Genomic DNA, 25,436 nt, shown 5'->3' on the forward strand with positions numbered 1-25,436 from the left:
ATGGATGGGCCGGTGCTGAGCGGGGGAGTGATCGTGCTCGTCGCTGTGCTCCTCTGGATGCTGTACCTGCTGCCGTCCTGGCGTGGACGTTTTCAATACAACGCGGCGGAGCGCAACGCCGTACGCCTGAATCAGGCGCTGCGCGTGCTCGCCGAGACGAGTGAGACTCCCGGCGAGGTGCGGCTCGAACTCAACGCGCGCACGGCGCTCGCCCAGCAGAAGCTCGCCAAGCGCGTGCAGGCGGAGAAGGAATCAGCCGAGCTCGAGGAATTGCGCCGCGAACTCGCTGCGACGCGAGCCGATCCTGCGGTACGACAGGCGCGAGCCAGACGGCGCGTTCGGGTGGCAGCGACCACCACGCTGCTCGTCGGAGCGTCACTGGTGGGGCTCGGCGTCTGGCAGGTCGTCGCAACCGGAGCGCAGATGCTGCTCTGGATCGGCGGTTGCACCGTGGTGCTGGCCGGCGTCGCACTCCAGCAGATGGCGGCGGTCGCGTCACGTGCAGCCCGTCGGTCGGTGCCCAGGCCCATCGCGGCCGCTCCCCGCGTCGCGCCGCCGTTGCACGACCAGGGACGGGCGAGCTGGACGCCGCGGCCCTTGCCGGAGCCGCTGGTATCGGTTGCAGGTTCTCGAGCTCAGGCAGCCCGCGCTGAGATCGATGCGCAGGACGAGCGTCGCAAGGCGGCGCGGCTGGCGGAACTCCGCGAGCGGGCGGAACGCATGGCGCGACCTGCACCGCCCCAGATCCCGGCGGCGACGTCTCCTTATGCGCGGATGGGCTTCGTAGATGACGCGGAGATCGAAACGCATGTCCGCGAGATGCTCGCTCGTCGGGCCGCAGGCTGAACGGATCTTCGGTCCGCTCGTGGCGTGATAACGTAGTTGACGATCACACGGGCCTATGGCGCAGTTGGTAGCGCGCCTCGTTCGCATCGAGGAGGTCAGGGGTTCGAATCCCCTTAGGTCCACACTGTGTTGAGACAGTGAAGAAGAGGCTCCGCTCCGGCGGGGCCTTTTCTGTGTCTTCGGGCACTGGTCATGGTGTGAGCGTCATGGACGACGGCACGAATCCGTAAGCGTCCGAGGCGCTGTTCGCACGTGCGCAGGATGCACTGCGTGAAGGCGGCCCCGGTGCTGCTGTCGACTTCCTCGAGAGCGCCGCCGCCGGGGGGAGTGCGGAGGCGGTGCACCTGCGTACGCCCTGGGGGACGAGGAGGCCGCCGCGCGGCTGAGAGATCCGCGAAGCCGGGGCGACACGCCCGGCGGTCCGTCCTGATTTGCCCAAACCCCGGGATCCGCGTAACTTATTACTTGTTCGCCCCACAGGGAAGCGGAGAGGCCGAGAGCCTTACCCCCCTCAAGCGGAGAACCACCTCCACCAAGATCCTCTCCTCGGAGCGGATCGGGACAGTCTTCTGTCCAAGCTGGAGAATCCACCCCGGCGGTCGTCGAATTGACAAGCTCGCCGGAACGGATAAGCTAGTGAAGTTGCCTCGGCGCCTTGAGCGCCGGACAGCAGATCTGGTTCTAAGCCACTCGGCGCGTCGATTTGACAGGCCGAATAGCGAAGATAAGATAGAGAAGTTGCCCTTCGGGCCTGGTCGTGATGGCTGGGTCGTGGGAGCATCCGATCCTTGAGAACTCAACAGCGTGCACTTGTCAAATGCCAAATTATCCTCGTCCAAGCCTTTTGGTTTGGTTGAGAATTCCTTTGGATCAAAGACCAATCCCCTTTGTTGGGGGTTGGCATTCGGATGAAGTCAGCAATGAATTTGTCTCTTTGGTCGGTATCAAACTCGCTGCGTCACCGTTTTCCCGGTGGGGTATGCAATTTCTTTTTATGGAGAGTTTGATCCTGGCTCAGGATGAACGCTGGCGGCGTGCTTAACACATGCAAGTCGAACGGTGAAGCCCAGCTTGCTGGGTGGATCAGTGGCGAACGGGTGAGTAACACGTGAGCAACCTGCCCCTGACTCTGGGATAAGCGCTGGAAACGGCGTCTAATACTGGATACGAGACGTGACCGCATGGTCAACGTTTGGAAAGATTTTTCGGTTGGGGATGGGCTCGCGGCCTATCAGCTTGTTGGTGAGGTAATGGCTCACCAAGGCGTCGACGGGTAGCCGGCCTGAGAGGGTGACCGGCCACACTGGGACTGAGACACGGCCCAGACTCCTACGGGAGGCAGCAGTGGGGAATATTGCACAATGGGCGGAAGCCTGATGCAGCAACGCCGCGTGAGGGATGACGGCCTTCGGGTTGTAAACCTCTTTTAGCAGGGAAGAAGCGAAAGTGACGGTACCTGCAGAAAAAGCGCCGGCTAACTACGTGCCAGCAGCCGCGGTAATACGTAGGGCGCAAGCGTTATCCGGAATTATTGGGCGTAAAGAGCTCGTAGGCGGTTTGTCGCGTCTGCTGTGAAATCTGGGGGCTCAACCCCCAGCCTGCAGTGGGTACGGGCAGACTAGAGTGCGGTAGGGGAGATTGGAATTCCTGGTGTAGCGGTGGAATGCGCAGATATCAGGAGGAACACCGATGGCGAAGGCAGATCTCTGGGCCGTAACTGACGCTGAGGAGCGAAAGGGTGGGGAGCAAACAGGCTTAGATACCCTGGTAGTCCACCCCGTAAACGTTGGGAACTAGTTGTGGGGTCCATTCCACGGATTCCGTGACGCAGCTAACGCATTAAGTTCCCCGCCTGGGGAGTACGGCCGCAAGGCTAAAACTCAAAGGAATTGACGGGGACCCGCACAAGCGGCGGAGCATGCGGATTAATTCGATGCAACGCGAAGAACCTTACCAAGGCTTGACATATACGAGAACGGGCCAGAAATGGTCAACTCTTTGGACACTCGTAAACAGGTGGTGCATGGTTGTCGTCAGCTCGTGTCGTGAGATGTTGGGTTAAGTCCCGCAACGAGCGCAACCCTCGTTCTATGTTGCCAGCACGTAATGGTGGGAACTCATGGGATACTGCCGGGGTCAACTCGGAGGAAGGTGGGGATGACGTCAAATCATCATGCCCCTTATGTCTTGGGCTTCACGCATGCTACAATGGCCGGTACAAAGGGCTGCAATACCGCGAGGTGGAGCGAATCCCAAAAAGCCGGTCCCAGTTCGGATTGAGGTCTGCAACTCGACCTCATGAAGTCGGAGTCGCTAGTAATCGCAGATCAGCAACGCTGCGGTGAATACGTTCCCGGGTCTTGTACACACCGCCCGTCAAGTCATGAAAGTCGGTAACACCTGAAGCCGGTGGCCTAACCCTTGTGGAGGGAGCCGTCGAAGGTGGGATCGGTAATTAGGACTAAGTCGTAACAAGGTAGCCGTACCGGAAGGTGCGGCTGGATCACCTCCTTTCTAAGGAGCAACTGGCAGCTTTGCTGTCCAGACCCCAGATCGGGCCCGTTCGTGGTTCGCTGGGAGCTCATGGGTGGAACATTTGACATGGTGCGATCGATGAAAGTTTCTTCTAGTACACCGCTTGCGGTTGGAACGGGGAGGGTTTCGGATGTTGCATCTGCACGCTGTTGGGTCCTGAGGGACCGGATGAGCTTTGACCTTTCGGGGTTGTGAGCGCAGTCGGTTACTCTGGGCCTCTTTCTGTTTCCCCCGGTTTTGTGGGGTTGTGGATTGGGGCACCGCCCGTACTTTGAGAACTACACAGTGGACGCGAGCATCTTGCAATGCACTCTTTGAGTGTGTTGCACAAGATGATCTTAAAGATCATTAGTCAATTTCAGATCCAGTTTTAGTGACTGGGTCGAGTTTTTGATTCAAACTCATGTGATTTCAAGTCTTTAAGAGCAAACGGTGGATGCCTTGGCATCTGGAGCCGAAGAAGGACGTAGCAATCTGCGATAAGCCTCGGGGAACTGATAAGCAAGTTTTGATCCGAGGGTGTCCGAATGGGGAAACCCCGCTGGGCGGCGTGCCGACCTAGTGACTCCCGCCTGAATATATAGGGCGGGTAGAGGGAACGTGGGGAAGTGAAACATCTCAGTACCCACAGGAAGAGAAAGCAACCGCGATTCCGTTAGTAGTGGCGAGCGAAACCGGAACAGGCTAAACCTAGCGTGTGTGATAGCCGGCAGGTGTTGCACGTTGGGGGTTGTGGGACTTTTCAGTCATTTCTGCCGAGATGGCGGCGTTACAAGAAGGTATAGACGAACGGTCTTGAAAGGCCGGTCATAGAGGGTGCCAACCCCGTAGTCGAAATGCCTCTCTTGGCGCGAAGAGTATCCCAAGTAGCACGGGGCCCGAGAAATCCCGTGTGAATCTGTCAGGACCACCTGATAAGCCTAAATACTCCCAGATGACCGATAGCGGACAAGTACCGTGAGGGAAAGGTGAAAAGTACCCCGGGAGGGGAGTGAAATAGTACCTGAAACCGTTTGCTTACAAACCGTTGGAGCCTCCTTAGTAGGGGTGACAGCGTGCCTTTTGAAGAATGAGCCTGCGAGTTAGCGATATGTGGCGAGGTTAACCCGTGTGGGGTAGCCGTAGCGAAAGCGAGTCTGAATAGGGCGATTCAGTCGCATGTCCTAGACCCGAAGCGAAGTGATCTATCCATGGCCAGGTTGAAGCGACGGTAAGACGTCGTGGAGGACCGAACCCACTTAGGTTGAAAACTGAGGGGATGAGCTGTGGATAGGGGTGAAAGGCCAATCAAACTTCGTGATAGCTGGTTCTCTCCGAAATGCATTTAGGTGCAGCGTTGCGTGTTTCTTGCCGGAGGTAGAGCTACTGGATGGCCGATGGGCCCTACAAGGTTACTGACGTCAGCCAAACTCCGAATGCCGGTAAGTGAGAGCGCAGCAGTGAGACTGTGGGGGATAAGCTTCATAGTCGAGAGGGAAACAACCCAGACCACCAACTAAGGTCCCAAAGCGCGTGCTAAGTGGGAAAGGATGTGGAGTTGCTGTGACAACCAGGAGGTTGGCTTAGAAGCAGCCACCCTTGAAAGAGTGCGTAATAGCTCACTGGTCAAGTGATTCCGCGCCGACAATGTAACGGGGCTCAAGCACGCCACCGAAGTTGTGGCATTGACATTATTGGTAGGCCTTCGTGGTCCAGCCGTGTTGATGGGTAGGAGAGCGTCGTGTGGCCAGCGAAGCGGCGGTGTGAACCAGCCGTGGAGGCTACACGAGTGAGAATGCAGGCATGAGTAGCGAATGACGTGTGAGAAACACGTCCTCCGAAAGACCAAGGGTTCCAGGGTCAAGCTAATCTTCCCTGGGTAAGTCGGGACCTAAGGCGAGGCCGACAGGCGTAGTCGATGGACAACGGGTTGATATTCCCGTACCGGCGAAGAACCGCCCAAGCTAATCCAGTAGTGCTAAGTGTCTGAATCCCAGTGACTGATCCCTTCGGGGTGACGCTCTGGGCCTAGCGCACGACCCCATTCTGGTGCGGTTAGCGTATTAACAGGTGTGACGCAGGAAGGTAGTCCAGCCGGGCGATGGTAGTCCTGGTGCAAGTGCGTAGGCCGAGTCGTAGGCAAATCCGCGACTCACATAGGCTGAGACACGATGCGGATAAAAAGTGGATGATCCTATGCTGCCAAGAAAAGCATCGACGCGAGGTTCAAGCCGCCCGTACCCCAAACCGACTCAGGTGGTCAGGTAGAGAATACCAAGGAGATCGAGAGAATCGTGGTTAAGGAACTCGGCAAAATGCCCCCGTAACTTCGGGAGAAGGGGGGCCTTCGGCGTATAGGGATTTACTCCCAAAAGCGTTTGGAGGCCGCAGAGACTAGTGGGTAGCGACTGTTTACTAAAAACACAGGTCCGTGCTAAGTCGCAAGACGATGTATACGGACTGACGCCTGCCCGGTGCTGGAAGGTTAAGAGGACCGGTTAGCCGCAAGGCGAAGCTGAGAATTTAAGCCCCAGTAAACGGCGGTGGTAACTATAACCATCCTAAGGTAGCGAAATTCCTTGTCGGGTAAGTTCCGACCTGCACGAATGGCGTAACGACTTCCCAACTGTCTCAACCGCGAACTCGGCGAAATTGCATTACGAGTAAAGATGCTCGTTACGCGCAGCAGGACGGAAAGACCCCGTGACCTTTACTACAGCTTGGTATTGGTGTTCGGTGTGGCTTGTGTAGGATAGGTGGGAGACTTTGAAGCGTGGACGCTAGTTCATGTGGAGTCATTGTTGAAATACCACTCTGGTCACTCTGGATATCTAACTTCGAACCGTAATCCGGTTCAGGGACAGTGCCTGGTGGGTAGTTTAACTGGGGCGGTTGCCTCCCAAAAAGTAACGGAGGCGCCCAAAGGTTCCCTCAACCTGGTTGGTAATCAGGTGTCGAGTGTAAGTGCACAAGGGAGCTTGACTGTGAGACTGACAGGTCGAGCAGGGACGAAAGTCGGGACTAGTGATCCGGCAGTGGCTTGTGGAAGCGCTGTCGCTCAACGGATAAAAGGTACCTCGGGGATAACAGGCTGATCTTGCCCAAGAGTCCATATCGACGGCATGGTTTGGCACCTCGATGTCGGCTCGTCGCATCCTGGGGCTGGAGTAGGTCCCAAGGGTTGGGCTGTTCGCCCATTAAAGCGGTACGCGAGCTGGGTTTAGAACGTCGTGAGACAGTTCGGTCCCTATCCGCTGCGCGCGTAGGAAATTTGAGAGGATCTGACCCTAGTACGAGAGGACCGGGTTGGACGAACCTCTGGTGTGTCAGTTGTTCCGCCAGGAGCACCGCTGATTAGCTACGTTCGGGATGGATAACCGCTGAAAGCATCTAAGCGGGAAGCCGGCCTCAAGATGAGATTTCCATACCTTCGGGTGAGAGGCTCCCAGCCAGACTACTGGGTTGATAGGCCAGATGTGGAAGCACGGTAACGTGTGCAGCTGACTGGTACTAATAAGCCGATGACTTGATAACACACCCGTTTGTTGGTGCTACGCGTCCACTGAGTGGTTCTCGATGTACGGTCGAGAACCACATAACAATGACTTTGTTATGTGTTTTGATTGAAACATCAATAGTGTTTCGGCGGCCATAGCGTGAGGGAAACGCCCGGTTACATTCCGAACCCGGAAGCTAAGCCTCACAGCGCCGATGGTACTGCAGGGGGGACCCTGTGGGAGAGTAGGACACCGCCGGACTTCTTTTAAGCAAATGGCCACCCATCGTTGGGTGGCCATTTCGCGTTAACAACACAACCAGGAGAGCCACTCGAGAGGGTGGCTTTTCTGCGTTAACGTCGCAGCACGCCCGTTCACCTCTTCAAACGGGACTCCAGAAGCGCAGCTGTCTCTTTGACGGACTCAGCCAGTTGCTGTTCGTTTACGTCATCTCCGCCCCAGGTGACGGCCACCGCGGCCACCGGCCAGCCGGAGTGGTCGCGCACGGCGGCGCCGACCGATCGAAGTCCGTCGGCGATTTCGCTGTCCTCGACGGCGAAGCCGCGGGCTCGTACTTCACGGAGCAGCTCGCGCAGCTCACCCGGTGTGCGAGGTCCACGGCCAGTGCGATCCGGAAACGCAGAGGCATTCGGATAGAGCGCTCTGACCTGCTCCCTCGGAAGCACGGCGAGCATCGCCCGTCCACTGGCCGTGAGGTGCGCCGGCAGACGGACGCCCACCTCCGTCACCAGTGCCGGCCGTCGGGGTGCGCGTTCCTCGACGATGTACAGCACGTCACCGCCGCTCATGACGGCGAGGTGTGCGCTTTCTCCGAGTCGATCCGAGAGGGCCCCGACCAGCGTGCGACCGAGTCGCGCCAGTGGTTGCTGGCGTGCGTATCCGCCGGCGAGTTCGAAGGCTGAGGTACCGAGGCCCCATCGACGCTCCTCGCTCAGGTGCAGGACGAACCCGTGCGCCGACAGCGTCGACAGCAGGTGGTAGACGGTCGAGCGGGGCAGTCCGAGCTCACGGGCGATCGCCGATGCGGCCACCGGTGCGGGGCGGCCGGCCAGGTATCGGAGGATGCGAAGCGTGCCGTCGGCCGCGGGGACCTGTGCGGTCTGGGCTTTGTCTGGGATCACAGACACAGGATGTCATGAACCGCTGTCGGCGTCGAGCTGTCGGGTGTGGAATCGAAGCATGAGTGATCTGCCTTCCGTTCTCGTCGGCCACCAGCCGCTGGCCCCCGCCGATGTCGTCGCGGTGGCTCGCGACGGCGCTCCCGTCGTCATCGCCGCTGAGGCTCTCGACCGTGTCGCGCACACGCGCAACGTCATCGACGGCCTTGCTGCCGATCCGCACCCGCACTACGGCGTCTCCACCGGCTTCGGCGCGCTGGCGACCACGTTCATCGCCCCCGATCGTCGACTCCAGCTGCAGGCCAGCCTGATCCGGTCGCACGCCGCCGGCACGGGTGCCGAAGTCGAGCGCGAGGTCATCCGCGGGCTGCAACTGCTCCGCCTGCAGACTCTTGCCTCTGGGCGCACCGGTGTGCGTCCGATCGTCGTGGAGACCTACGCCGCGATGCTCAACGCCGGAGTGACCCCGGTGGTGCGTGAGTACGGTTCACTCGGATGCTCCGGTGACCTCGCGCCCCTCGCGCACATCGCCCTCGCCGCGATGGGGGAGGGCGAGGTCAGGGACGCCGCCGGTGCACTGCGTCCGGCATCCGAGGCACTGACCGCCGCCGGCATCGAGCCGGTCACGCTGGTCGAGAAGGAGGGGCTCGCGCTCATCAACGGCACCGACGGCATGCTCGGAATGCTCGTGCTCGCGCTGCACGACCTGGAGGCGCTGCTCGTCACGGCCGATATCGCCGCCGCGATGTCGGTTGAATCGCAGCTCGGCACCGATGCGGTGTTCGCCGCCGATCTGATGGCTCTGCGTCCGCAGGAAGGGCAGGCGACGTCGGCCGCGAACCTGCGCGCGTTCCTCTCGAGTTCGCCGATGGTCGCCAGCCACAAGGGCCCGGATGACGGACGTGTTCAGGATGCGTACTCGCTGCGTTGCTCGCCGCAGGTGCACGGCACCGCCCGCGACACCATGGGCTACGCCGCGATGATCGCCGGCCGCGAACTCGCCAGCGTCATCGACAACCCGGTGATCACCGTGGATGGGCGGATCGAGTCGAACGGGAACTTCCATGGCGCACCGGTCGCCGCCGTCCTCGACTTCCTGGCCATCTCGGTCGCCGATGTCGCCTCGGTCTCCGAGCGACGTACCGACCGTGCGCTCGACCCCGCGCGCAGCCACGGACTTCCGCCGTTCCTCGCCGACGAGGTGGGTGTCGACTCCGGTCTCATGATCGCTCAGTACGCCGCGGCCGGCATCGTCTCGGAGCTGAAGCGCCTCGCCGTTCCGGCATCCGTGGACTCCATTCCCTCTTCCGCGATGCAGGAGGACCACGTGTCGATGGGGTGGGCAGCGGCTCGAAAGCTCCGTCGCGCGATCGACGGGCTCGGCCGGGTGCTCGCCATCGAGATCCTCACTGCAGCCCGCGCACTCGACCTGCGCGCACCGCTCGAGGCAGGGCCGGCCACCGGTGCGGTCCGCGACCTCGTCCGCACCGTCGCCGCCGGTCCCGGCCCCGATCGCTTCCTGTCCCCGGAGATGGAAGCCGTCACCGAACTCGTCCAGTCGGGCGCTGTCGCCCGCACCGCAAAGGAGTACGTGAATGTCTGAACCACGCAACATCCGCGCAGCGCGCGGCAACGTGCGCACCGCGAAGAGCTGGGGCGCAGAGGCTGCCAAGCGCATGCTGATGAACAACCTCGATGCCGAGGTCGCCGAGCACCCCGAGGACCTCGTCGTCTACGGCGGCACGGGGAAGGCCGCGCGCAGCTGGGAGGCGTACGACGCGATCATCCGCACCCTCGACGAGCTGGAACCCGACGAGACGTTGCTCGTGCAGTCCGGCAAACCCGTCGGTGTCTTCCGTACGCATGAGTGGGCACCGCGCGTCCTCATCGCCAATTCCAACCTCGTCGGCGACTGGGCGACCTGGCCTGAGTTCCGCAAGCTCGAAGAGCTGGGTCTGATCATGTACGGGCAGATGACCGCCGGATCATGGATCTACATCGGCACCCAGGGCATCCTGCAGGGTACCTACGAGACCTTCGCGGCCGTCGCCCGTTCGCTCGGGCGTGACTCCCTCAAGGGCACGCTCACCCTCACCGGTGGAGCCGGTGGCATGGGCGGCGCCCAGCCGCTGGCCGTGACGTTGAACGACGGCGTCGTGCTGATCGTCGACGTCGACGAGTCGCGTCTCTCGCGCCGCGTCGAGCACGGCTACCTCGACGAGTACACCACCGACCTCGACGCCGCGGTGGCCCGCGTCATCGCCGCCAAGGACGCGGGCGAAGCGCTCTCGGTGGGTGTCGTCGGCAACGCGGCAGAGCTGTTCCCCGAACTGCTCCGCCGCGGTGTGCCGATCGACATCGTGACCGATCAGACCAGCGCGCACGACCCGCTCGCGTACCTGCCCATCGGGATCTCGGTCGCCGACTGGAAGGCCGAGGCCGAGCGGGACGCTGAGGAGTTCACTCGCCGTTCGCGGGAGTCCATGGCCGCGCAGGTCGCCGCGATGGTGGCCTTCAAGGATGCCGGTGCTGCTGTCTTCGACTACGGCAACTCGATCCGCGCCGAAGCGGTTCTGGGCGGCTTCGACCGCGCCTTCGAATTCCCCGGGTTCGTGCCGGCCTACATCCGGCCGCAGTTCGAGGAGGGCCGTGGGCCGTTCCGGTGGGCGGCGCTCTCCGGCGACCCGGAAGACATCTACAAGACCGATCGCGCGATCGCCGAACTGTTCCCCGAAGACAAGGCGCTGCACCGGTGGCTGGAGAAGGCAGGCGAGAAGGTGCACTTCGAGGGCCTGCCCGCCCGCATCTGCTGGCTCGGCTACAAGGAACGGCACCTCGCCGGCCTCAAGTTCAACGAGATGGTGGCATCCGGTGAACTGAAGGCGCCGATCGTGATCGGCCGTGACCACCTCGACTCCGGGTCCGTCGCCTCGCCCTACCGCGAGACCGAGTCCATGAAGGACGGCTCCGACGCGATCGCCGACTGGCCGCTGCTGAACGCGCTGCTGAACACCGCCTCCGGAGCTTCCTGGGTGTCCCTGCACCACGGCGGAGGTGTGGGCATCGGCCGCAGCATCCACGCCGGTCAGGTATCGGTCGCCGACGGCTCCGCGCTTGCCGCGGAGAAGCTCGAGCGGGTGCTCACGAACGATCCGGGTACCGGGGTCATGCGTCACGTCGATGCCGGCTACGAGCACGCCAAGGATGTCGCCCGCGAGCGCGGCCTCAAGGTGCCGATGTTGTGATGAGCACGCTGATCACGAACATCGGGGAGCTGACGACCAACGTCGCAGCCGACGGCGACCTCTGCGGCACTCTGCGTGATGCGGCGGTGCTCATCGAGGACGGGCGGATCGCCTGGGTGGGCCCATCCGCCCAGGCGCCGGCGGCCGCAGAGATCGTCGACGCCGACGGGCGGGCGATGATCCCGGGCTTCGTCGACAGTCACAGCCACCTCGTCTTCGCCGGGGACCGCGCTGTCGAGTTCGAGTCGCGGATGGCGGGGCAGAAGTATGCTGCCGGCGGCATCCGCTCGACCGTCGCGGCGACGCGTGCCGCCTCGGAGGAGGAACTGCGCGGGCGGTTGCGCGGCTTCCTCGACGAGATGCTCGCCCAGGGCACCACGACGGTGGAGATCAAGAGCGGCTACGGGCTGGACGTCGAGACGGAGGAGCGGCTGGTGCGCCTCGCCGCCGAGGTGACGCCCGAGGTGACATTCCTCGGCGCGCATGTGGTTCCGGCTGAGTATGCCGATCGTGCGGACGAGTACGTCGATCTCGTGACGGGGCGGATGCTGGATGCCTGCGCTCCGCATGCGAAGTGGATCGACGTCTTCTGCGAGACCGGGGCTTTCACCGTCGAGCAGTCGCGCCGGGTGCTGGAGGCGGGCATCGCTCGCGGACTGGCGCCGCGCGTGCATGCGAGCCAGCTGGGCCCGGGGGAGGGCGTGCAGCTCGCCGTCGATCTGGGCGCCGCATCCATCGATCACGGCACGTACCTGACGGACACCGATGTGGCGGCTCTCGCCGCGTCCGACACCGTGCTCACGCTGCTGCCCGGTGTCGAATTCTCGACCCGCCAGCCGTATCCCGATGCCCGTCGCCTCATCGATGCCGGCGTGACGGTCGCGCTCGCCTGCGACACGAATCCGGGATCGAGCTTCACCTCGTCGATGCCGTTCTGCATCGCCGTCGCGGTGCGCGACATGGGCATGACGCCCGCCGAAGCCGTATGGGCCGCGACGGCCGGTGGAGCACGGGCCCTGCGACGCGACGACATCGGCGTCATCGTCCCTGGTGCGTGCGCCGATCTGGTGCTGCTGGACGCGCCGACGCGCATCCACCTCGCCTACCGGCCCGGTGTGCCGCTGGTGTCCCACGTGTGGAAGGACGGCGTCGCGATCCGCTAGGTGACGCGTTGCGCCCCTCTGCGCGGTGTGAGTACGGCGATGGCGATGCGGTCGACGGCCCAGACCACGAAACCGATGATCGCCGGGACACCGAGTCCCGTCAGGGACAGCGCCAGGGCGACGCCGACGAAGAGCACGGTCTCGAGTGCGAGCTTCATCGGCTCCGGAAGGACGAACCGAGCCCGCGGCGAGAGCAAGAGGCCCCAGACGACGGCGACGGCGACCGGGGCCACGATGGCCGCGACCCATCCCCACTGACCGGGAACCAGTCGCCACGCTGCGACCGCTGCGCCTACGAGAAGGGCGAGTTCGATGAGGAACCTCGCGACGAGGGCCGTCGCGAGGAGCGGCGACGCGTTGTCGAGGGGGTTCGCCGGCGGGGTCACGTCAGACGCCGGGGATCAGTGCGTGGGCGATCGCGAAGATGGCGAGGCCGGCGAGGGCGCCGACGAAGGTGCCGTTGAGCCGGATGTACTGCAGGTCACGGCCGACCATGAGCTCGATCTTCTCCGTCGTCTCGGCCGGATCCCAGCGTTCCACGGTGTCGGTGATGATCGAGGCGATGTCGTGCCGGTACCGGTCGACGAGGAACACGGCCGCATCGGCGACCCAGGTGTCGACACGGCGCTGCAGGCCGTCATCCGTCGTGAGGCGTGCACCGATCTCCTGCAGCGCCTGCGTTGCGCGGCGTCGCAACCCGCTCTCGGGATCGGCGAGAGCAGTGAGCAGCCCGGCCTTCGCGGTGTTCCATGCTTCGGCGGCCAGAGCGCCGACCCGAGGGCTGTCGAACAACGTGGACTTGGCGTTCTCGAGCTTCGCCCGGGTCACGGGGTCGTGCTGCAGGTTGTCGGCGAGGCGGGTGAGGTACCCGTCGACGGCGAGCCGGGCCGGGTGCTGGCGGTCGGCCTGCACCGCATGCACGAAGCGCAGTGCCTCGTTGTAGGCGGTCTCGTCGACGAAGCGGTGTGCGAGCTTGGGGACCCACGAGGGGAGGCGCCGGGAGATGAGGCCGTGGAACGCCACGGCATTGGCGTCCAGCCAGGTCGCGATACTGTCCACCGCGAGGTCGACGGCGCCGTGGTGCGCATCGGCCTCGACGATCTTGCCGAGCCAGACCCCGGCCGGCGGCCCCCATTCCGGGGAGACCAGGTGCTCGCGGGCGAGGTCGGTGATCAGATCGCGGACGTCGTCGTCGCTGAGCGCGTTCAGTACCGCGGTGGCGACGGCTGCGCCCTCGGTGGCCACACGTTCGGCGTGGGGTGCTTGGCGGAGCCACTCGCCGGCGCGCAGCGCGATGGCGGTGCTGGAGAGCTTCGTGCGCACGACGGATGCTTCGAGGAAGTTCGTCTCGACGAACTCCCCGAGGCTGCGGCCGATCTCATCCTTGCGACTCGGAATGATCGCGGTGTGGGGGATCGGCAGGCCCAGCGGCCTGCGGAACAGGGCGGTGACGGCGAACCAGTCCGCGAGCGCGCCGACCATGCCGCCCTCGGCAGCAGCGCGCACGTAACTCAGCCACGGCTGTCGCTCCTGCAGCCAGAACGCCACGACGAAGACGACCGCCATGAACACGAGCGCGCCGAGCGCGACCGCTTTCATGCGGCGCAGGGCGCGGAGGCGCACCTGGTCAGCGGGGGAGAGCTGCGTCATCGGGGTTCGCGGCATGACGTCATCCTTTCATGGCGACTAACCTCGAACCGTGATCGAAGACATCAAGAAGCGTGCATTGCACCGCACCAGCATCCTCGAAGGCCAGATGCGCGGAGTCGCGCGGATGATCGAGAACGAGGAGTACTGCATGGACATCATCACGCAGTCGCGTGCGATCCAGCGGTCTCTGGAATCGTTGAACCGTCTGCTCCTGGAGAACCACCTCCGCACCCATGTCACGCACATGTTCGAGCATGGCGGCGAGGAGCGCGACAAGGCGGTGCTCGAGTTGTTGAAGGCGTTCGACTTCGATTCGAAGTAGGCCGCGCCCCCGCGTGGGGCCTACTTCGAATCGAAGACGGTCGGCCTACTTCGTACCGAAGACCTCGCCCTCCATCGCGTCGTAGCCCTCGGCCTGCGGGTCGCCGTGCGTTCCACCGGAGAGGGCGTACTCCTCTTCGGGGGAGAGCACCAGACGGTGACGGAAGAACAGTCCGAACCCGACCAGGATGATGACGTAGACGATCGCGATGGCGATGATCGCGGGCCCGAACGTCGGGTTCAGCAGGAAGCCGACGAAGATGAGCGCGGCGATCACCAGGGCGATGACGGCTCCGGGGATGCCCCACGGGCTGCGATACGGGCGGTCGGCGTTCGGGTACTTCTTGCGCAGCACCATGAACGACACCAGTTGAAGCGCATAGGCGAGCACCGCTCCCCACACCGCGATGTTCAGAACGATCGCACCTGCCACGGATCCGGCGCCTTCGGCGTCGACGGCGGCGAGGACATCCAGCACGATCAGGGCGACGAACCCGATCGCCGCGCCGACGACCAGAGCGACCCACGGTGTCTGGCGCTTACCGGTGAGCGAGAGGAACCGAGGGTAGTAGCCGGCCCGGGACAGCGAGTACATGTTGCGGCCGTAGGCGAACATGATCCCCTGGAGCGAGGCGAGCAGACCGATCAGGGCGAACAGGGCGAGGACGGCGGCCATCTGATCGCCGACGATCGCGCGGAAGCCGTCGAGGAGAGGTTCGCCGGCCACGCCGGTCGCCTCGGCACCGAGGATGCCGGTGTTCAGGAACAGGACGAGGAGGCCGGTCACGATGAGCGTGCCGCGGGCCCAGAACCCGGCCTTGGGAATGTCGCGGGTGGGGTTGTGCGACTCTTCGGCGGCGAGAGGCAGCTCCTCGATTCCGAGGAAGAACCACATCGCGAACGGGAGCGCGAACAGGATCGGGAGTACGCCGTGCGGGAGGAACGCCGTCTGTCCGGGATCGGGCGCGATGTTCCAGAGCGAATCCCAGGAGAAGGCGCCGGAGAAGGCGGCCATCACTGAGAAGACGAGGATGATACCGATCGAGATGATGGAGACGATGATCGCGAAGCGGAACGAGATCGCGGCTCCGGCCGAGTTCAGGGCGATGAAGACGACGTAGAGGATGACGTACCACGCCCATCCCGGCAAGGTGAAGTCGAGCAGTTCGCTGGTGATGCCGTTGGCATACGAGGCGGAGAAGTAGACGATCACCGCCGTCGTGGCGACGTATTCGATCGTCTCGGCGGCGCCGGTGACGAGGCCGCCCCACGGGCCCATGGCCGAGCGCGCGAACGAATAGGCGCCGCCGGTGTGCGGCATCGCGGCGGCCATCTCGCCGATCGAGAAGATCATGCCGTAGTACATGAGCACCAGGATCGCGAAGGCGATGAGCATTCCTCCGAAGCCGGCGAAGTCGATGCCGAAGTTCCATCCGGAGAAGTCTCCGGAGATGACTGCGGCGACCGCGAGACCCCACAGCCCCCACACCCCGGCGGATCGCTTCAGTGTCCGCTTCTCGAAGTAATCGCTGCCGGCGCGGGTATAGGTCGCCCCACCGACCTTGCGCGACCCAGTTTTCTGCTCAGACATCCGGTCTCCATTCGCATGCAGTCAGGCGCCGACTGCACCTAGCGCCCGATTGTGGCATCCAATGGTGGATTCGTCTACCTTTAAACCCGGAAGGTGTTCTACTCTGAGGGCGGAGCCGGTCGGCTGATCGCTCCACCGCACACAGGACAGGAGCGTCAGATGTCGGGAAACCTGAGCATCGAGCAGCTGGATGCCGGCATCGGAGCCGGCGAGATCGATACCGTGATCGTGGCCTTCGCCGACGCCCAGGGGCGGCTGGTGGGCAAGCGGGTCTCCGCTCGACTGTTCCAGGAGGACATCCTTCACCACGGCGCCGAGGCGTGCGACTACCTGCTCTCGGTCGACGTCGACATGAACACGGTCGACGGCTACGCGATGTCGGGCTGGGATCGCGGATACGGGGACATGGTGCTGCGCCCGGATGCCGAGACTCTCCGCCGCATGCCCTGGCTGCCCGGTACCGCGCTCGTGATGGCAGACCTCGTCTGGCAGAACGGCGAACCGGTCGGCCCATCGCCGCGCGCGATCCTCGATCGGCAGCGCGACCGCCTGGCCGAGCGCGGCTGGACCGCCTTCTCCGGTACCGAGCTCGAGTTCATCGTGTTCGAGAACACCTACCGCGATGCCTGGGCGCGCAAGTACGAGGGGCTGACGCCCGCGACGGACTATAACGTCGACTACAACCTCCTCGCCTCGACCCGCATGGAGCCGCTGCTGCGCGACATCCGCAACGGCATGGACGGTGCGGGGATGTATTGCGAGGGCGTCAAGGGGGAGTGCAACTTCGGTCAGCAAGAGATCGCGTTCCGCTACGCGGAGGTGCGGGAGACCGCCGATCAGCACGCGATCTACAAGAACGGCGCGAAGGAGATCGCCGAGCAGCATGGACAGGCGCTGACGTTCATGGCCAAGTTCAACGAGCGCGAAGGCAACAGCTGCCACATCCACCTCTCCCTCCGCGACCAGGACGGAACGCCGGTGATGGCGGGCGATGGCGAGCACGGGTTCAGCCCGATCATGGAGCACTGGATCGCCGGCATCCTGGCGACCCTGCGCGAATTCACGCTGCTGTACGCGCCGAACATCAACTCGTACAAGCGATTCGCGAAGGGCAGCTTCGCCCCGACCGGGGTGGCCTGGGGGATCGACAACCGCACCTGTGCGCTGCGGGTGATCGGGAGCGGCTCCGCGCTCCGCGTCGAGAACCGGGTGCCGGGCGGCGATGTGAACCCGTACCTCGGGATCTCGGCGATCATCGCCGGCGGACTGCACGGCATCGAGAACGAACTGGCGCTGCCCGAGCGCTTCACCGGCAACGCCTACGAGGCGGGCGTCGATCACCTGCCGACGACGCTGCGCGAGGCCGCGCAGCTGTTCAGCGAATCGCGGATCGCACGCGATGCGTTCGGCGACGACATGGTGGAGCACTATCTGAACCAGGCGCGTATCGAGGTCGAAGCCTATGATGCCGCCGTCACCGACTGGGAGCGCGTCCGTGGCTTCGAGCGACTCTGACGTGCGATCCGCGCCTCGAATCGGCGTCAGCACGTATCTGGAACGCGCCCAGCAGGGTGTCTGGGATGTGCGGGCGGCGTTCCTGCCCGATGTGTATCTCAACGCGGTCACCGCATCCGGTGGCGTCGCCCTGCTGCTGCCTCCACAGGCCGAGCAGGTCGCCGACATCGCGGTGGCGGGTCTGGACGGTCTGATCCTCACCGGGGGTGCCGACGTGCAGCCGGAGCTCTACGGGGCCGAGCGCCACCCGCAGACGGATGCGGCGCGAGTCGACCGTGACGCCTGGGAACTGGCGCTGTTCCGCGCAGCGGAGCGCCGGCGGCTCCCCGTTCTCGCGATCTGCCGCGGCCTGCAGCTGGTGAATGTGGCCAGAGGCGGAACGCTGCAACAGCATCTGCCGGAGTCTCTCGGCACCGATCGCTATCGGATCGGCGGCGGCGTGTTCGCCGAGAACGAGGTGGCTATCGAGGCGGAGTCGACGCTCTCGCAGATCCTCGGAGACGAAACCTACCCGGTGCACAGCTACCACCATCAGGGCATCGGGCGACTCGGCGACGGCCTTGCCGTCAGCGCACGATCCGACGACGGTCTCGTGCAGGCGTTCGAGGGCGTCGGCGACGGATACCTCGTCGGCGTCCAGTGGCATCCGGAGGAGAACACCGACGACCGGCGGCTCTTCGAAGATCTCGTCTCACAGGCTCGCGCGTTCGCTGCGCGGCAGAAGGAGGAAACGCGATGAGCGCGTTCACTGTCATCAACCCGTCCACCGGCGCGCCGATCCGCGACATCACGCGCGCGGGCGTCGACGAGACGGATGCCGCGATCGCACGCGCCGTCGCCGCGCAGCGTCGCTGGGCGGCCCTCGCGCCGCTCGCGCGCGCTGATGCCCTGCGTGCGTTCGCCCGCGCCGTCGAAGGTGCGGTGGAGGAGCTGGCGCAGCTGGAAGTGCTGAACTCGGGGCATCCGATCTCCTCGGCGCGGTGGGAGGCTGCGCATGTCGCCCAAGTCCTCAACTACTACTCCGCCGATCCCGAGCGGCTGTCCGGACGACAGATCCCCGTCGCGGGTGGCCTCGATGTGACCTTCCATGATCCATATGGCGTCGTCGGTGTCATCGTGCCGTGGAACTTCCCGATGACGATCGCATCCTGGGCGTTCGCGCCGGCGCTCGCCGCGGGCAACGCCGTCGTGCTGAAGCCGGCCGAGCTCACACCGCTGACGGCCATCCGCCTGGGCGAACTGGCCATCGAAGCGGGGCTGCCCGCGGGGCTGCTCGAGGTCGTCACCGGATCCGGATCGGTTGTCGGGCAGCGGCTGGTCGAGCATCCGGATGTGCGCAAGGTGGTCTTCACCGGCTCGACCGAGGTCGGGATCGATGTGGCTGCCGGATGCGCCAGGGCGCTGAAGCCTGTGACGCTCGAGCTCGGTGGCAAGAGCGCCAACATCGTCTTCGCCGACGCCGACCTCGAGCGCGCTGTGGCCGCTGTTCCCGGGTCGGTGTTCGACAACGCGGGCCAGGACTGCTGCGCCCGCAGCCGTCTGCTCGTGCAGCGATCGGTGTACGACCGCTTCCTGGAGATGCTCGAGCCCGCGGTGGCCTCGTGGCGGGTCGGCGACCCCGGCAGCGCGGACACCGACATGGGGCCTCTCATCTCGGCGAATCATCGCGACACGGTGTCGTCGTTCCTCGACGACGCGAACATCGCCTTCCGAGGGTCCGCGCCCGAAGGCGACGGCTTCTGGTTCGCGCCGACCGTGGTGCTGGCAGGCCCCACCGACCGGATCGCGCAGCAGGAGGTGTTCGGACCCGTCGTCGCGGTGATGCCGTTCGAAGACGAGGCCGACGCGATCCGTCTCGCCAACGACACCGTCTACGGGCTCGCTGGATCCGTGTGGACCGAGAACCTCGGCCGCGCGGTGCGGGTCGCGCGCGGCGTGCAGAGCGGCGTGCTGTCGGTGAACTCCCACTCCTCGGTGCGCTACGCGACACCGTTCGGCGGCATGAAGGCGTCGGGTCTCGGGCGCGAACTGGGGCCGGATGCCGCCGAGCATTTCACCGAGACCAAGAACGTCTTCTTCGCGACCGATGCCCTCTGATCGCATCGCCTACCCATCACTCGAACCTCTCACCCGAACCTCTCAACCGGAGAACACACATGAGCATTGATCTGACCCAGCGACTCAAGGATCGCGTCGCCATCATCACCGGCGGGGCGAGCGGTATCGGCTTCGCGACCGCCAAGCGGTTCGCCGCCGAGGGGGCGTTCGTCGTCATCGCAGACGTCGATCCGACCACCGGAGAGGCGGCCGCGGCCGAGATCGGCGGAGCGTTCCGTTCCGTCGACGTCGCCGACGAAGCCAAGGTGAACGCACTGTTCGACGGCGTCGCCGCCGAGTTCGGCCGGATCGACATCGCCTTCAACAACGCCGGCATCTCGCCGGCCGACGACGACTCGATCGAGACGACGGAGCTGCCGGCGTGGGACCGCGTCCAGGATGTGAACCTGAAGAGCGTGTACCTGTGCAGCCGGGCCGCGCTCCGGCACATGGTTCCGGCCGGTCGAGGGTCGATCATCAACACCGCCTCATTCGTCGCGCTGCTGGGATCCGCGACCTCGCAGATCAGCTACACGGCCTCGAAGGGCGGTGTGCTGGCGATGTCGCGTGAGCTCGGTGTGCAGTTCGCTCGCCAGGGCATCCGGGTGAACGCTCTCTGCCCTGGGCCGGTCAACACGCCGTTGCTCCAGGAGCTCTTCGCCAAGGATCCGGAGCGCGCGCAGCGTCGTCTCGTGCACGTGCCGATGGGCCGTTTCGCCGAGCCCAAGGAGATGGCGGCTGCCGTGGCGTTCCTCGCCTCCGATGACTCGTCCTTCATCACTGCCAGCGCCTTCGTCGTGGACGGCGGAATCAGCAACGCCTACGTGACCCCGCTATGAGCATCGATCCTCCGGGTGCAGACGGCGGCGACCTCGCCGAGGTGCGTCGGGCGGTGTATCGACCGCTTCGCCGTGGGAACGCCCTGGAGGACACGGTGGCCCGCCTCGTGCAGACCATCCGCCTCGGCGTCGTCGCTCCGGGGGACTCGTTGCCGCCCGAGCGGGAACTCGCGGCGTCGTTCGGGGTGAGCCGTGACACCGTGCGCGACGCGATCCGTGAACTGGCCGACACCGGTTACCTGCTGCCGAAGCGAGGTCGCTACGGCGGCACATTCATCGCGGATCCGCTCCCGCAGCCGTCGGTCGCGGGAGCCGTGACGCCCGTCGAGCTCGATGACGTCCTCGGGCTCCGTCTCGTGCTGGAGGCCGGGTCGGCGCACGCGGCCGCGAGCAGAACTCTGGATGCCGCGACCAGGGCCGAGCTGTGGGCACGGCACGAAGCCGCACTGCCGGCGGGGCCGGAGGAGTATCGGCGCCTGGACACGCTGTTCCATCTGGCGATCGCCGAGGCGGCCGGGGTGCCGTCGCTGGTCGCGCTCGTCGCTGAGAACCGGGCCGGCGTCAACGCCTGGCTCGACACCTTTCCGCTGATGCCCCGCAACATCCAGCATTCCGGAGAGCAGCACGAGCGCATCGTCACGGCGATCCTCGCCGGTCGCCCCGATGCCGCGGAGTCGGCGATGCGCGATCATCTCGCCGGGTCCGAAGCGCTGCTGAGAGGCTTCCTGATCTGAAGTCCAGCGGGTGCGAGATCGAGCAAACTCGGTCCTAATCGGAGGTGCACTGCCGATTAGGCGACGAAAACCGTTGCGATCATGTTAACTCTCTTCCGTTTTCGCTATGCGCCGCACGGATCCTGTGTCAGACTGCGGCCAACGATTCCGACGGCGGAGGTTCCATGACCGGCACAGTGCCAGCGTCGACCATGACGCGCGATGCGGCGACAGACGCGGGTGGCGTCAGCATCGAAGGCGTCACCAAGCTCTACGGCAGCGCCAAGGCGGTCGACGACCTCACGCTCGACGTCCGACCGGGCGAGTTCCTCTCGCTCCTGGGGCCATCCGGCTGCGGGAAGACGACGACACTGCGGATGATCGCCGGTTTCGAGTATCCGGACGCCGGTGACATCCGCATCTCTGGACGCAGTGTGCTGAATCTGCCGCCCCACCGTCGCGAGGTGAACACGGTCTTCCAGGCGTACGCGCTGTTCCCGCACCTCACGGTCGCCGAGAACGTCGCCTACGGTCTCCAGCAGCGCCGCGTGCCGAAGTCCGAGCAGCGCACCAGGGTCGGCGAGGCGCTCGACATGGTGCAACTGCGCTCGTTCGCCGACCGCAAGCCGACCCAGCTCTCGGGCGGCCAGCAACAGCGCATCGCCCTCTCCCGTGCGCTCATCAACCGGCCGAGCGTCCTCCTGCTGGATGAGCCGCTCGCCGCTCTCGACCGTCAGCTGCGCGAGGAGATGCAGCTCGAGCTCAAGCTGCTGCAGGCGCGATTGGGTACGACCTTCGTCTTCGTCACGCACGATCAGGCGGAGGCACTGTCGATGAGTGACCGGATCGCCGTGATGCGGGCCGGACGCATCGAACAACTCGACGCTCCGGCCGCGATCTACGCCGAGCCGGCTTCCGCGTACGTCGCCTCGTTCATCGGACAGCAGAACTTCATCCCCGGCACCGTGCATTCGGACGGCGCCGCCGTCGATACGGCGCTCGGCGTGCTTCCCGGGAGATGGGGCGGTGAGGTGGTGGCCGCCGGCCGGGCGGCGGTGGCGGCGATCCGCCCCGAGTTCATCCGCCTCGAGGATCCGCTGAGACAGGGTGACGGCGTCCGGGGAACCGTCCTCGGCGTCTCCCACCTCGGGGAGACCCTTCAGGTGCTCGTCGACGTCGGCCTGGAGCAGAAGATGCTCGTGCGCACGCCGGCACCCGCCGCCCCGGTCCTTCAGCCCGGTGACGACATCCGCTGCGTCTGGGATGCCGCCGACGTGCGCCTGTTCGCCGCCGAAGGCGCACCGAGTACGGCGACGCACGTGATCAATCTGCCCGCGCCCGCCTGACCGCATCCGACTCCTTGACCCGACACAACCGACCCACACAGGGGAGTGCCATGAACGACTTCAACAGCATCCGCATCCTCGCCGACAGCAACGCGGCGCCGCTTCTTCGCCGTGAGCTCTCGCGCCGAGGTTTCATGGGAACGATGATGGCGCTCGGTGCCGCGGGCCTTCTGACCGCCTGCGCGCCCGGCGGACAGGGCAAGCCGGCCGCGCAGGCGACGGGCGGCACCCTGGAGGATTCGCTCTCGATCTACAGTTGGGGCGAGTACGACGCCCCCGAGGTCGTCGAGGCGTTCACGAATGAGCACGGCGCCAAGGTCGTCATGGACACGTTCGCCTCCAACGAAGAGATGATCGCGAAGCTGGTCGCCGCGAAGGGTACCAGCGGCTACGACCTCGTCGTGCCCACGGGGGTGTTCATTCCGCAGATGATCGAGAACGGTCTGCTGGCGAAGCTGAACCTCGATCTCATCCCGAACATCGAGCACATGGATCCTGCGTTCCTCGGGCGGGAATGGGACCCGAAGAACGAGTACTCGATCTGCAAGGCCTGGGGTACGACCGGCTTCGTCTACGACAAGACCGTCATCACCCGCCCGCTCACGACCTGGAGCGACTTCATCGACGCGGCCCAGAACGAAGCGTCGGGCAAGACCTCGGTCCTCGACGATCCGAGCCCGCTGTGCGGCATCTACTACTGGGCGAACGGGATCGATTGGACCACCACGGACCCGGCCGACCTCGACGCCTGCGAGGCGTTCCTGGTCGGCGAGCTCGCCCCGCATATCTCCGCCTTCGACTCCTACCCCGGTGGGGCTGCGATCCCGCAGGCGTCTCATGTGCTGATGCAGGCGTGGAACGGCGATGCGCGCATCGGCATCATGGAGTCACCGGACCCCGACCGGTGGCAGTGGGTCCTGGGCGCGCCGGACACCGAACTGTGGATGGACAACTGGGCACTGGTCACGGGGGCGCCGCATCCGGAGGCCGCGCACGCCTTCCTCGATTTCATCCTCACCCCGGAATCGCAACTCGCCCAGGTCGACTACATCGGCTACGACACCGGAGCGGCCGGAATCAGAGCCGCGGCAGAGGCAGCCGGGTTCGAGCGACTCGACATGGTCTTCTTCGACGAGGCGCAGATCGAGACCATGCACGAGGGCAAGGTCGGCGAGGCGCAGGCACGGGTCGTCGAGATCTGGAATGCCACAAAGGCCGCCGCGGGTGCGTAGCCCCCGGTTCGCGCTCGCCGTTCCCGCATGGGCGTGGCTGCTGGCGTTCTTCGTCGCTCCCATCGGAATGGTCGTCTGGTTCAGCTTCGGCTACAAACCGGGCATCTTCGGCACCCACGCCAATGACGTCCTCTCCTTCGACCGCTACGTCGAAGCGCTCTCTCCGACGTTCTTCACCACGTTCCAGAACACGCTCTGGGTCGGTGTGCTCGGCACACTGCTGTGCCTGATCATCGGGATGCCGGTGGCGTATTGGATGGCGGTGAAGGCGCCGCCCGAGCGACGGGGGCTGCTGCTCGCGCTGGTCATGGTGCCCTTCTGGACGAACTTCCTGGTGCGCACGCTCGGCTGGCAGGTCATCCTCGCCCCGGAAGGCTGGCTGTCGACCCTGCTGCAGGGCATCGGCGTCACCGATGGTCCCCTCGAAGTGCTCTACACCCGCGCCGCCGTGCTCATCGGCGTCGTGTACAACTACCTGCCGCTGATGATCCTGCCGCTGTTCGTCGCCTTCGACCGCGTGAGCACGCCGCTGCGCGAGGCGAGCAAGGACCTCGGAGCGAATGCGGTGAGCACCTTCCTCCGGGTCACCGTGCCGCTCGCCCGCCCCGGCATCATCGCGGGTGTGCTGCTGGTGTACATCCCGCTGATGGGCGATTACATCACCGCGACCGTTCTCGGCGGCGCGCAGGGCAACATGATCGGGCAGCTCGTCGCGAGCCAGTTCGGCACCGCGCAGAACTGGGCGCTCGGATCCGCGATGGCGGTGCTGCTGATCATCGTCATCATGCTGTCGATCGGCATCGCGGCCGTGCTGATCTGGGCGGCGACGCTGCCGTTCCGATCGCGCAGTCGGCTCATCCTGGGGGAGGGATCATGACTCGCAATGCCCGTCGAGGGGAACTCGGCAATCGCCTGCTCGCGGTGTGGTCGGTGATCGTCTTCGCGTTCCTGTTCCTGCCGATCATCGTGATCATCGCCTACTCGTTCAACTCCGGGCGTCTCCTCGTCGCCTGGGAGGGGTTCAGCCTGGCCCCGTTCGCCGCGATCTTCGAGAAGCCGGTGATCCGTGACGCGGTGATGGTGTCGATCCGCACCGGACTCATCGCCGCGGTCCTCGCGTCGCTGCTGGGCACGCTGGCCGGTATCGCCATGGCGCGGCGGCCTGGGCGTTGGGTGTGGTGGTTCCTCGGGCTGCTCCTGCTGGTGTCCGTGACTCCGGAGATCGTGGATGCCGTGGCGCTGCTGCCATGGCTCGTCTTCCTCGGACAGGACCTCGGGATCAGCCTGTTCAGCGACGGCACCGCACGCCTCGTCGTCGGCCATTCGCTGTTCTCGGTCGCGATCGTCTCCTACATCGTGCGGGCGCGTCTGGTCGGGCAGGATGCTCGTCTCGAAGAGGCATCCGCAGACCTGTACGCCACACCGCTACGGACCTTCATGAAGATCACGCTGCCGCTGGCGATGCCTGCGGTGCTGGCCGGCTTCCTGCTCTCGTTCACCCTGAGCCTGGACAACACCGTGGTCTCGGCGTTCGTGCAGGTCTCCGGCACGACGCCGTGGCCGGTCTACGTCCTCTCCGCGCTGCGCAGCGGATTGCGACCAGAGATCGCCGCGGTGTCGACGATCATGCTCGTGCTCACGCTGATCTCGCTCGCCCTGGTGGCACTCGTCCTCAAGCGTGCGGGCGACTCCGCGACGCAGATCGCCCGCACGATGGCCGGAGGCTGA

General features: G+C 64.9%; 18 protein-coding genes, 1 tRNA gene and 3 rRNA genes. 18 read left to right on the plus strand and 4 right to left on the minus strand.

What is annotated here, in order from left to right; genetic code table 11:
- The 5 genes from LTA6_RS11980 to rrf all read left to right on the plus strand — a co-directional run bounded on the left by LTA6_RS11980 (position 1) and on the right by rrf (position 7,118).
- The gene (locus LTA6_RS11980) at positions 1-846 is read left to right on the plus strand and encodes a hypothetical protein (protein WP_407357904.1); all 846 of its coding nucleotides are present in this window, start codon (positions 1-3) and stop codon (positions 844-846) included.
- A 49-nt stretch (positions 847-895) separates the two neighbouring features.
- Positions 896-968: transfer RNA gene (locus tag LTA6_RS11985), tRNA-Ala, on the plus strand.
- Between the two features lie 869 nt (positions 969-1,837).
- Positions 1,838-3,360: ribosomal RNA gene (locus LTA6_RS11990) — 16S ribosomal RNA — on the plus strand.
- 430 nt (positions 3,361-3,790) lie between these two features.
- Positions 3,791-6,894 (plus strand): 23S ribosomal RNA (locus tag LTA6_RS11995).
- Between the two features lie 107 nt (positions 6,895-7,001).
- Positions 7,002-7,118, plus strand: a 5S ribosomal RNA gene (gene rrf / locus LTA6_RS12000).
- The 16S, 23S and 5S rRNA genes sit together here, the layout of an rRNA operon.
- Before the next feature lie 113 nt (positions 7,119-7,231).
- Here the strand turns inward: rrf and LTA6_RS12005 are convergent.
- Entirely contained in the window at positions 7,232-8,005 is a 774-nt protein-coding gene (locus LTA6_RS12005) for an IclR family transcriptional regulator (protein WP_407357905.1), read from the minus strand.
- Between the two features lie 52 nt (positions 8,006-8,057).
- Here LTA6_RS12005 and hutH point away from each other — a divergent pair, with 52 nt between their 5' ends.
- The 3 genes from hutH to hutI are packed head-to-tail and all read left to right on the plus strand — an operon-like array spanning position 8,058 to position 12,404.
- Positions 8,058-9,599 carry a histidine ammonia-lyase gene (gene hutH, locus LTA6_RS12010; RefSeq protein ID WP_407357906.1) on the plus strand — a complete coding sequence of 514 codons (1,542 nt, stop codon included), beginning with the start codon at positions 8,058-8,060 and terminating at the stop codon, positions 9,597-9,599.
- Entirely contained in the window at positions 9,592-11,241 is a 1,650-nt protein-coding gene (gene hutU, locus LTA6_RS12015) for a urocanate hydratase (RefSeq protein ID WP_363548208.1), read from the plus strand. The genes hutH and hutU overlap by 8 nt, the downstream gene beginning before the upstream one ends.
- Positions 11,241-12,404 carry an imidazolonepropionase gene (hutI, locus tag LTA6_RS12020; RefSeq protein WP_407357907.1) on the plus strand — a complete coding sequence of 388 codons (1,164 nt, stop codon included), beginning with the start codon at positions 11,241-11,243 and terminating at the stop codon, positions 12,402-12,404. Before hutU ends, hutI begins: the two co-directional genes overlap by 1 nt.
- Here the strand turns inward: hutI and LTA6_RS12025 are convergent.
- Both LTA6_RS12025 and LTA6_RS12030 read right to left on the minus strand, forming a co-directional pair.
- Positions 12,401-12,790 (minus strand): YrdB family protein, encoded by a 390-nt coding sequence (locus LTA6_RS12025; RefSeq protein ID WP_407357908.1) that lies wholly within the window; start codon positions 12,788-12,790, stop codon positions 12,401-12,403. The two genes, hutI and LTA6_RS12025, sit on opposite strands and share 4 nt — an antisense overlap.
- Position 12,791: 1 nt before the next feature.
- Positions 12,792-14,069 (minus strand): DUF445 domain-containing protein, encoded by a 1,278-nt coding sequence (locus tag LTA6_RS12030; protein WP_407357909.1) that lies wholly within the window; start codon positions 14,067-14,069, stop codon positions 12,792-12,794.
- Between the two features lie 34 nt (positions 14,070-14,103).
- Between LTA6_RS12030 and LTA6_RS12035 the strand changes: the two genes are divergently transcribed.
- The gene (locus tag LTA6_RS12035; RefSeq protein WP_102191548.1) at positions 14,104-14,376 is read left to right on the plus strand and encodes a metal-sensitive transcriptional regulator; all 273 of its coding nucleotides are present in this window, start codon (positions 14,104-14,106) and stop codon (positions 14,374-14,376) included.
- Between the two features lie 45 nt (positions 14,377-14,421).
- On the opposite strand, the gene LTA6_RS12040 is transcribed toward LTA6_RS12035, so the two are convergent.
- A complete protein-coding gene (locus LTA6_RS12040; protein ID WP_407357910.1) occupies positions 14,422-15,966 on the minus strand; it encodes an amino acid permease in 1,545 nt (514 codons plus the stop codon).
- A gap of 159 nt (positions 15,967-16,125) precedes the next feature.
- On the opposite strand from LTA6_RS12040, the gene LTA6_RS12045 reads away from it, so the two are divergent.
- The 9 genes from LTA6_RS12045 (at position 16,126) to LTA6_RS12085 (ending at position 25,436) form a co-directional block, all read left to right on the plus strand.
- Positions 16,126-17,481 carry a glutamine synthetase family protein gene (locus tag LTA6_RS12045; protein ID WP_363548194.1) on the plus strand — a complete coding sequence of 452 codons (1,356 nt, stop codon included), beginning with the start codon at positions 16,126-16,128 and terminating at the stop codon, positions 17,479-17,481.
- Positions 17,462-18,220: a gamma-glutamyl-gamma-aminobutyrate hydrolase family protein gene (locus LTA6_RS12050; RefSeq protein ID WP_407357911.1), complete on the plus strand. Its 759-nt coding sequence runs from the start codon at positions 17,462-17,464 to the stop codon at positions 18,218-18,220. The genes LTA6_RS12045 and LTA6_RS12050 overlap by 20 nt, the downstream gene beginning before the upstream one ends.
- On the plus strand, positions 18,217-19,578 hold the full coding sequence (locus LTA6_RS12055; RefSeq protein ID WP_407357912.1) for an aldehyde dehydrogenase family protein: 1,362 nt from the start codon (positions 18,217-18,219) through the stop codon (positions 19,576-19,578). Before LTA6_RS12050 ends, LTA6_RS12055 begins: the two co-directional genes overlap by 4 nt.
- Before the next feature lie 59 nt (positions 19,579-19,637).
- Complete coding sequence (locus LTA6_RS12060; protein ID WP_407357913.1) at positions 19,638-20,417, plus strand: 3-oxoacyl-ACP reductase; 780 nt, start codon at positions 19,638-19,640, stop codon at positions 20,415-20,417.
- Entirely contained in the window at positions 20,414-21,151 is a 738-nt protein-coding gene (locus LTA6_RS12065) for a FadR/GntR family transcriptional regulator (protein ID WP_407357914.1), read from the plus strand. Before LTA6_RS12060 ends, LTA6_RS12065 begins: the two co-directional genes overlap by 4 nt.
- Before the next feature lie 164 nt (positions 21,152-21,315).
- On the plus strand, positions 21,316-22,476 hold the full coding sequence (locus LTA6_RS12070; RefSeq protein ID WP_407357915.1) for an ABC transporter ATP-binding protein: 1,161 nt from the start codon (positions 21,316-21,318) through the stop codon (positions 22,474-22,476).
- A gap of 50 nt (positions 22,477-22,526) precedes the next feature.
- Positions 22,527-23,708 carry a spermidine/putrescine ABC transporter substrate-binding protein gene (locus LTA6_RS12075; protein ID WP_341973993.1) on the plus strand — a complete coding sequence of 394 codons (1,182 nt, stop codon included), beginning with the start codon at positions 22,527-22,529 and terminating at the stop codon, positions 23,706-23,708.
- Positions 23,701-24,585 (plus strand): ABC transporter permease, encoded by an 885-nt coding sequence (locus LTA6_RS12080; RefSeq protein ID WP_407357916.1) that lies wholly within the window; start codon positions 23,701-23,703, stop codon positions 24,583-24,585. The genes LTA6_RS12075 and LTA6_RS12080 overlap by 8 nt, the downstream gene beginning before the upstream one ends.
- A complete protein-coding gene (locus tag LTA6_RS12085) occupies positions 24,582-25,436 on the plus strand; it encodes an ABC transporter permease (RefSeq protein WP_407357917.1) in 855 nt (284 codons plus the stop codon). The genes LTA6_RS12080 and LTA6_RS12085 overlap by 4 nt, the downstream gene beginning before the upstream one ends.

The organism is Microbacterium sp. LTA6 (assembly GCF_045690355.1).
Classification (GTDB): Bacteria; Actinomycetota; Actinomycetes; order Actinomycetales; family Microbacteriaceae; genus Microbacterium.

Coding starts and splice junctions, on each gene's coding strand:
- LTA6_RS11980 (WP_407357904.1), top strand. CDS start 1: ATGGATGGGCCGGTGCTGAGCGGGGGAGTGATCGTGCTCGTCGCTGTG.
- hutH (WP_407357906.1), top strand. CDS start 8,058: ATGAGTGATCTGCCTTCCGTTCTCGTCGGCCACCAGCCGCTGGCCCCC.
- hutU (WP_363548208.1), top strand. CDS start 9,592: ATGTCTGAACCACGCAACATCCGCGCAGCGCGCGGCAACGTGCGCACC.
- hutI (WP_407357907.1), top strand. CDS start 11,241: ATGAGCACGCTGATCACGAACATCGGGGAGCTGACGACCAACGTCGCA.
- LTA6_RS12030 (WP_407357909.1), bottom strand. CDS start 14,069: ATGCCGCGAACCCCGATGACGCAGCTCTCCCCCGCTGACCAGGTGCGC.
- LTA6_RS12040 (WP_407357910.1), bottom strand. CDS start 15,966: ATGTCTGAGCAGAAAACTGGGTCGCGCAAGGTCGGTGGGGCGACCTAT.
- LTA6_RS12045 (WP_363548194.1), top strand. CDS start 16,126: ATGTCGGGAAACCTGAGCATCGAGCAGCTGGATGCCGGCATCGGAGCC.
- LTA6_RS12055 (WP_407357912.1), top strand. CDS start 18,217: ATGAGCGCGTTCACTGTCATCAACCCGTCCACCGGCGCGCCGATCCGC.
- LTA6_RS12060 (WP_407357913.1), top strand. CDS start 19,638: ATGAGCATTGATCTGACCCAGCGACTCAAGGATCGCGTCGCCATCATC.
- LTA6_RS12065 (WP_407357914.1), top strand. CDS start 20,414: ATGAGCATCGATCCTCCGGGTGCAGACGGCGGCGACCTCGCCGAGGTG.
- LTA6_RS12070 (WP_407357915.1), top strand. CDS start 21,316: ATGACCGGCACAGTGCCAGCGTCGACCATGACGCGCGATGCGGCGACA.
- LTA6_RS12075 (WP_341973993.1), top strand. CDS start 22,527: ATGAACGACTTCAACAGCATCCGCATCCTCGCCGACAGCAACGCGGCG.
- LTA6_RS12085 (WP_407357917.1), top strand. CDS start 24,582: ATGACTCGCAATGCCCGTCGAGGGGAACTCGGCAATCGCCTGCTCGCG.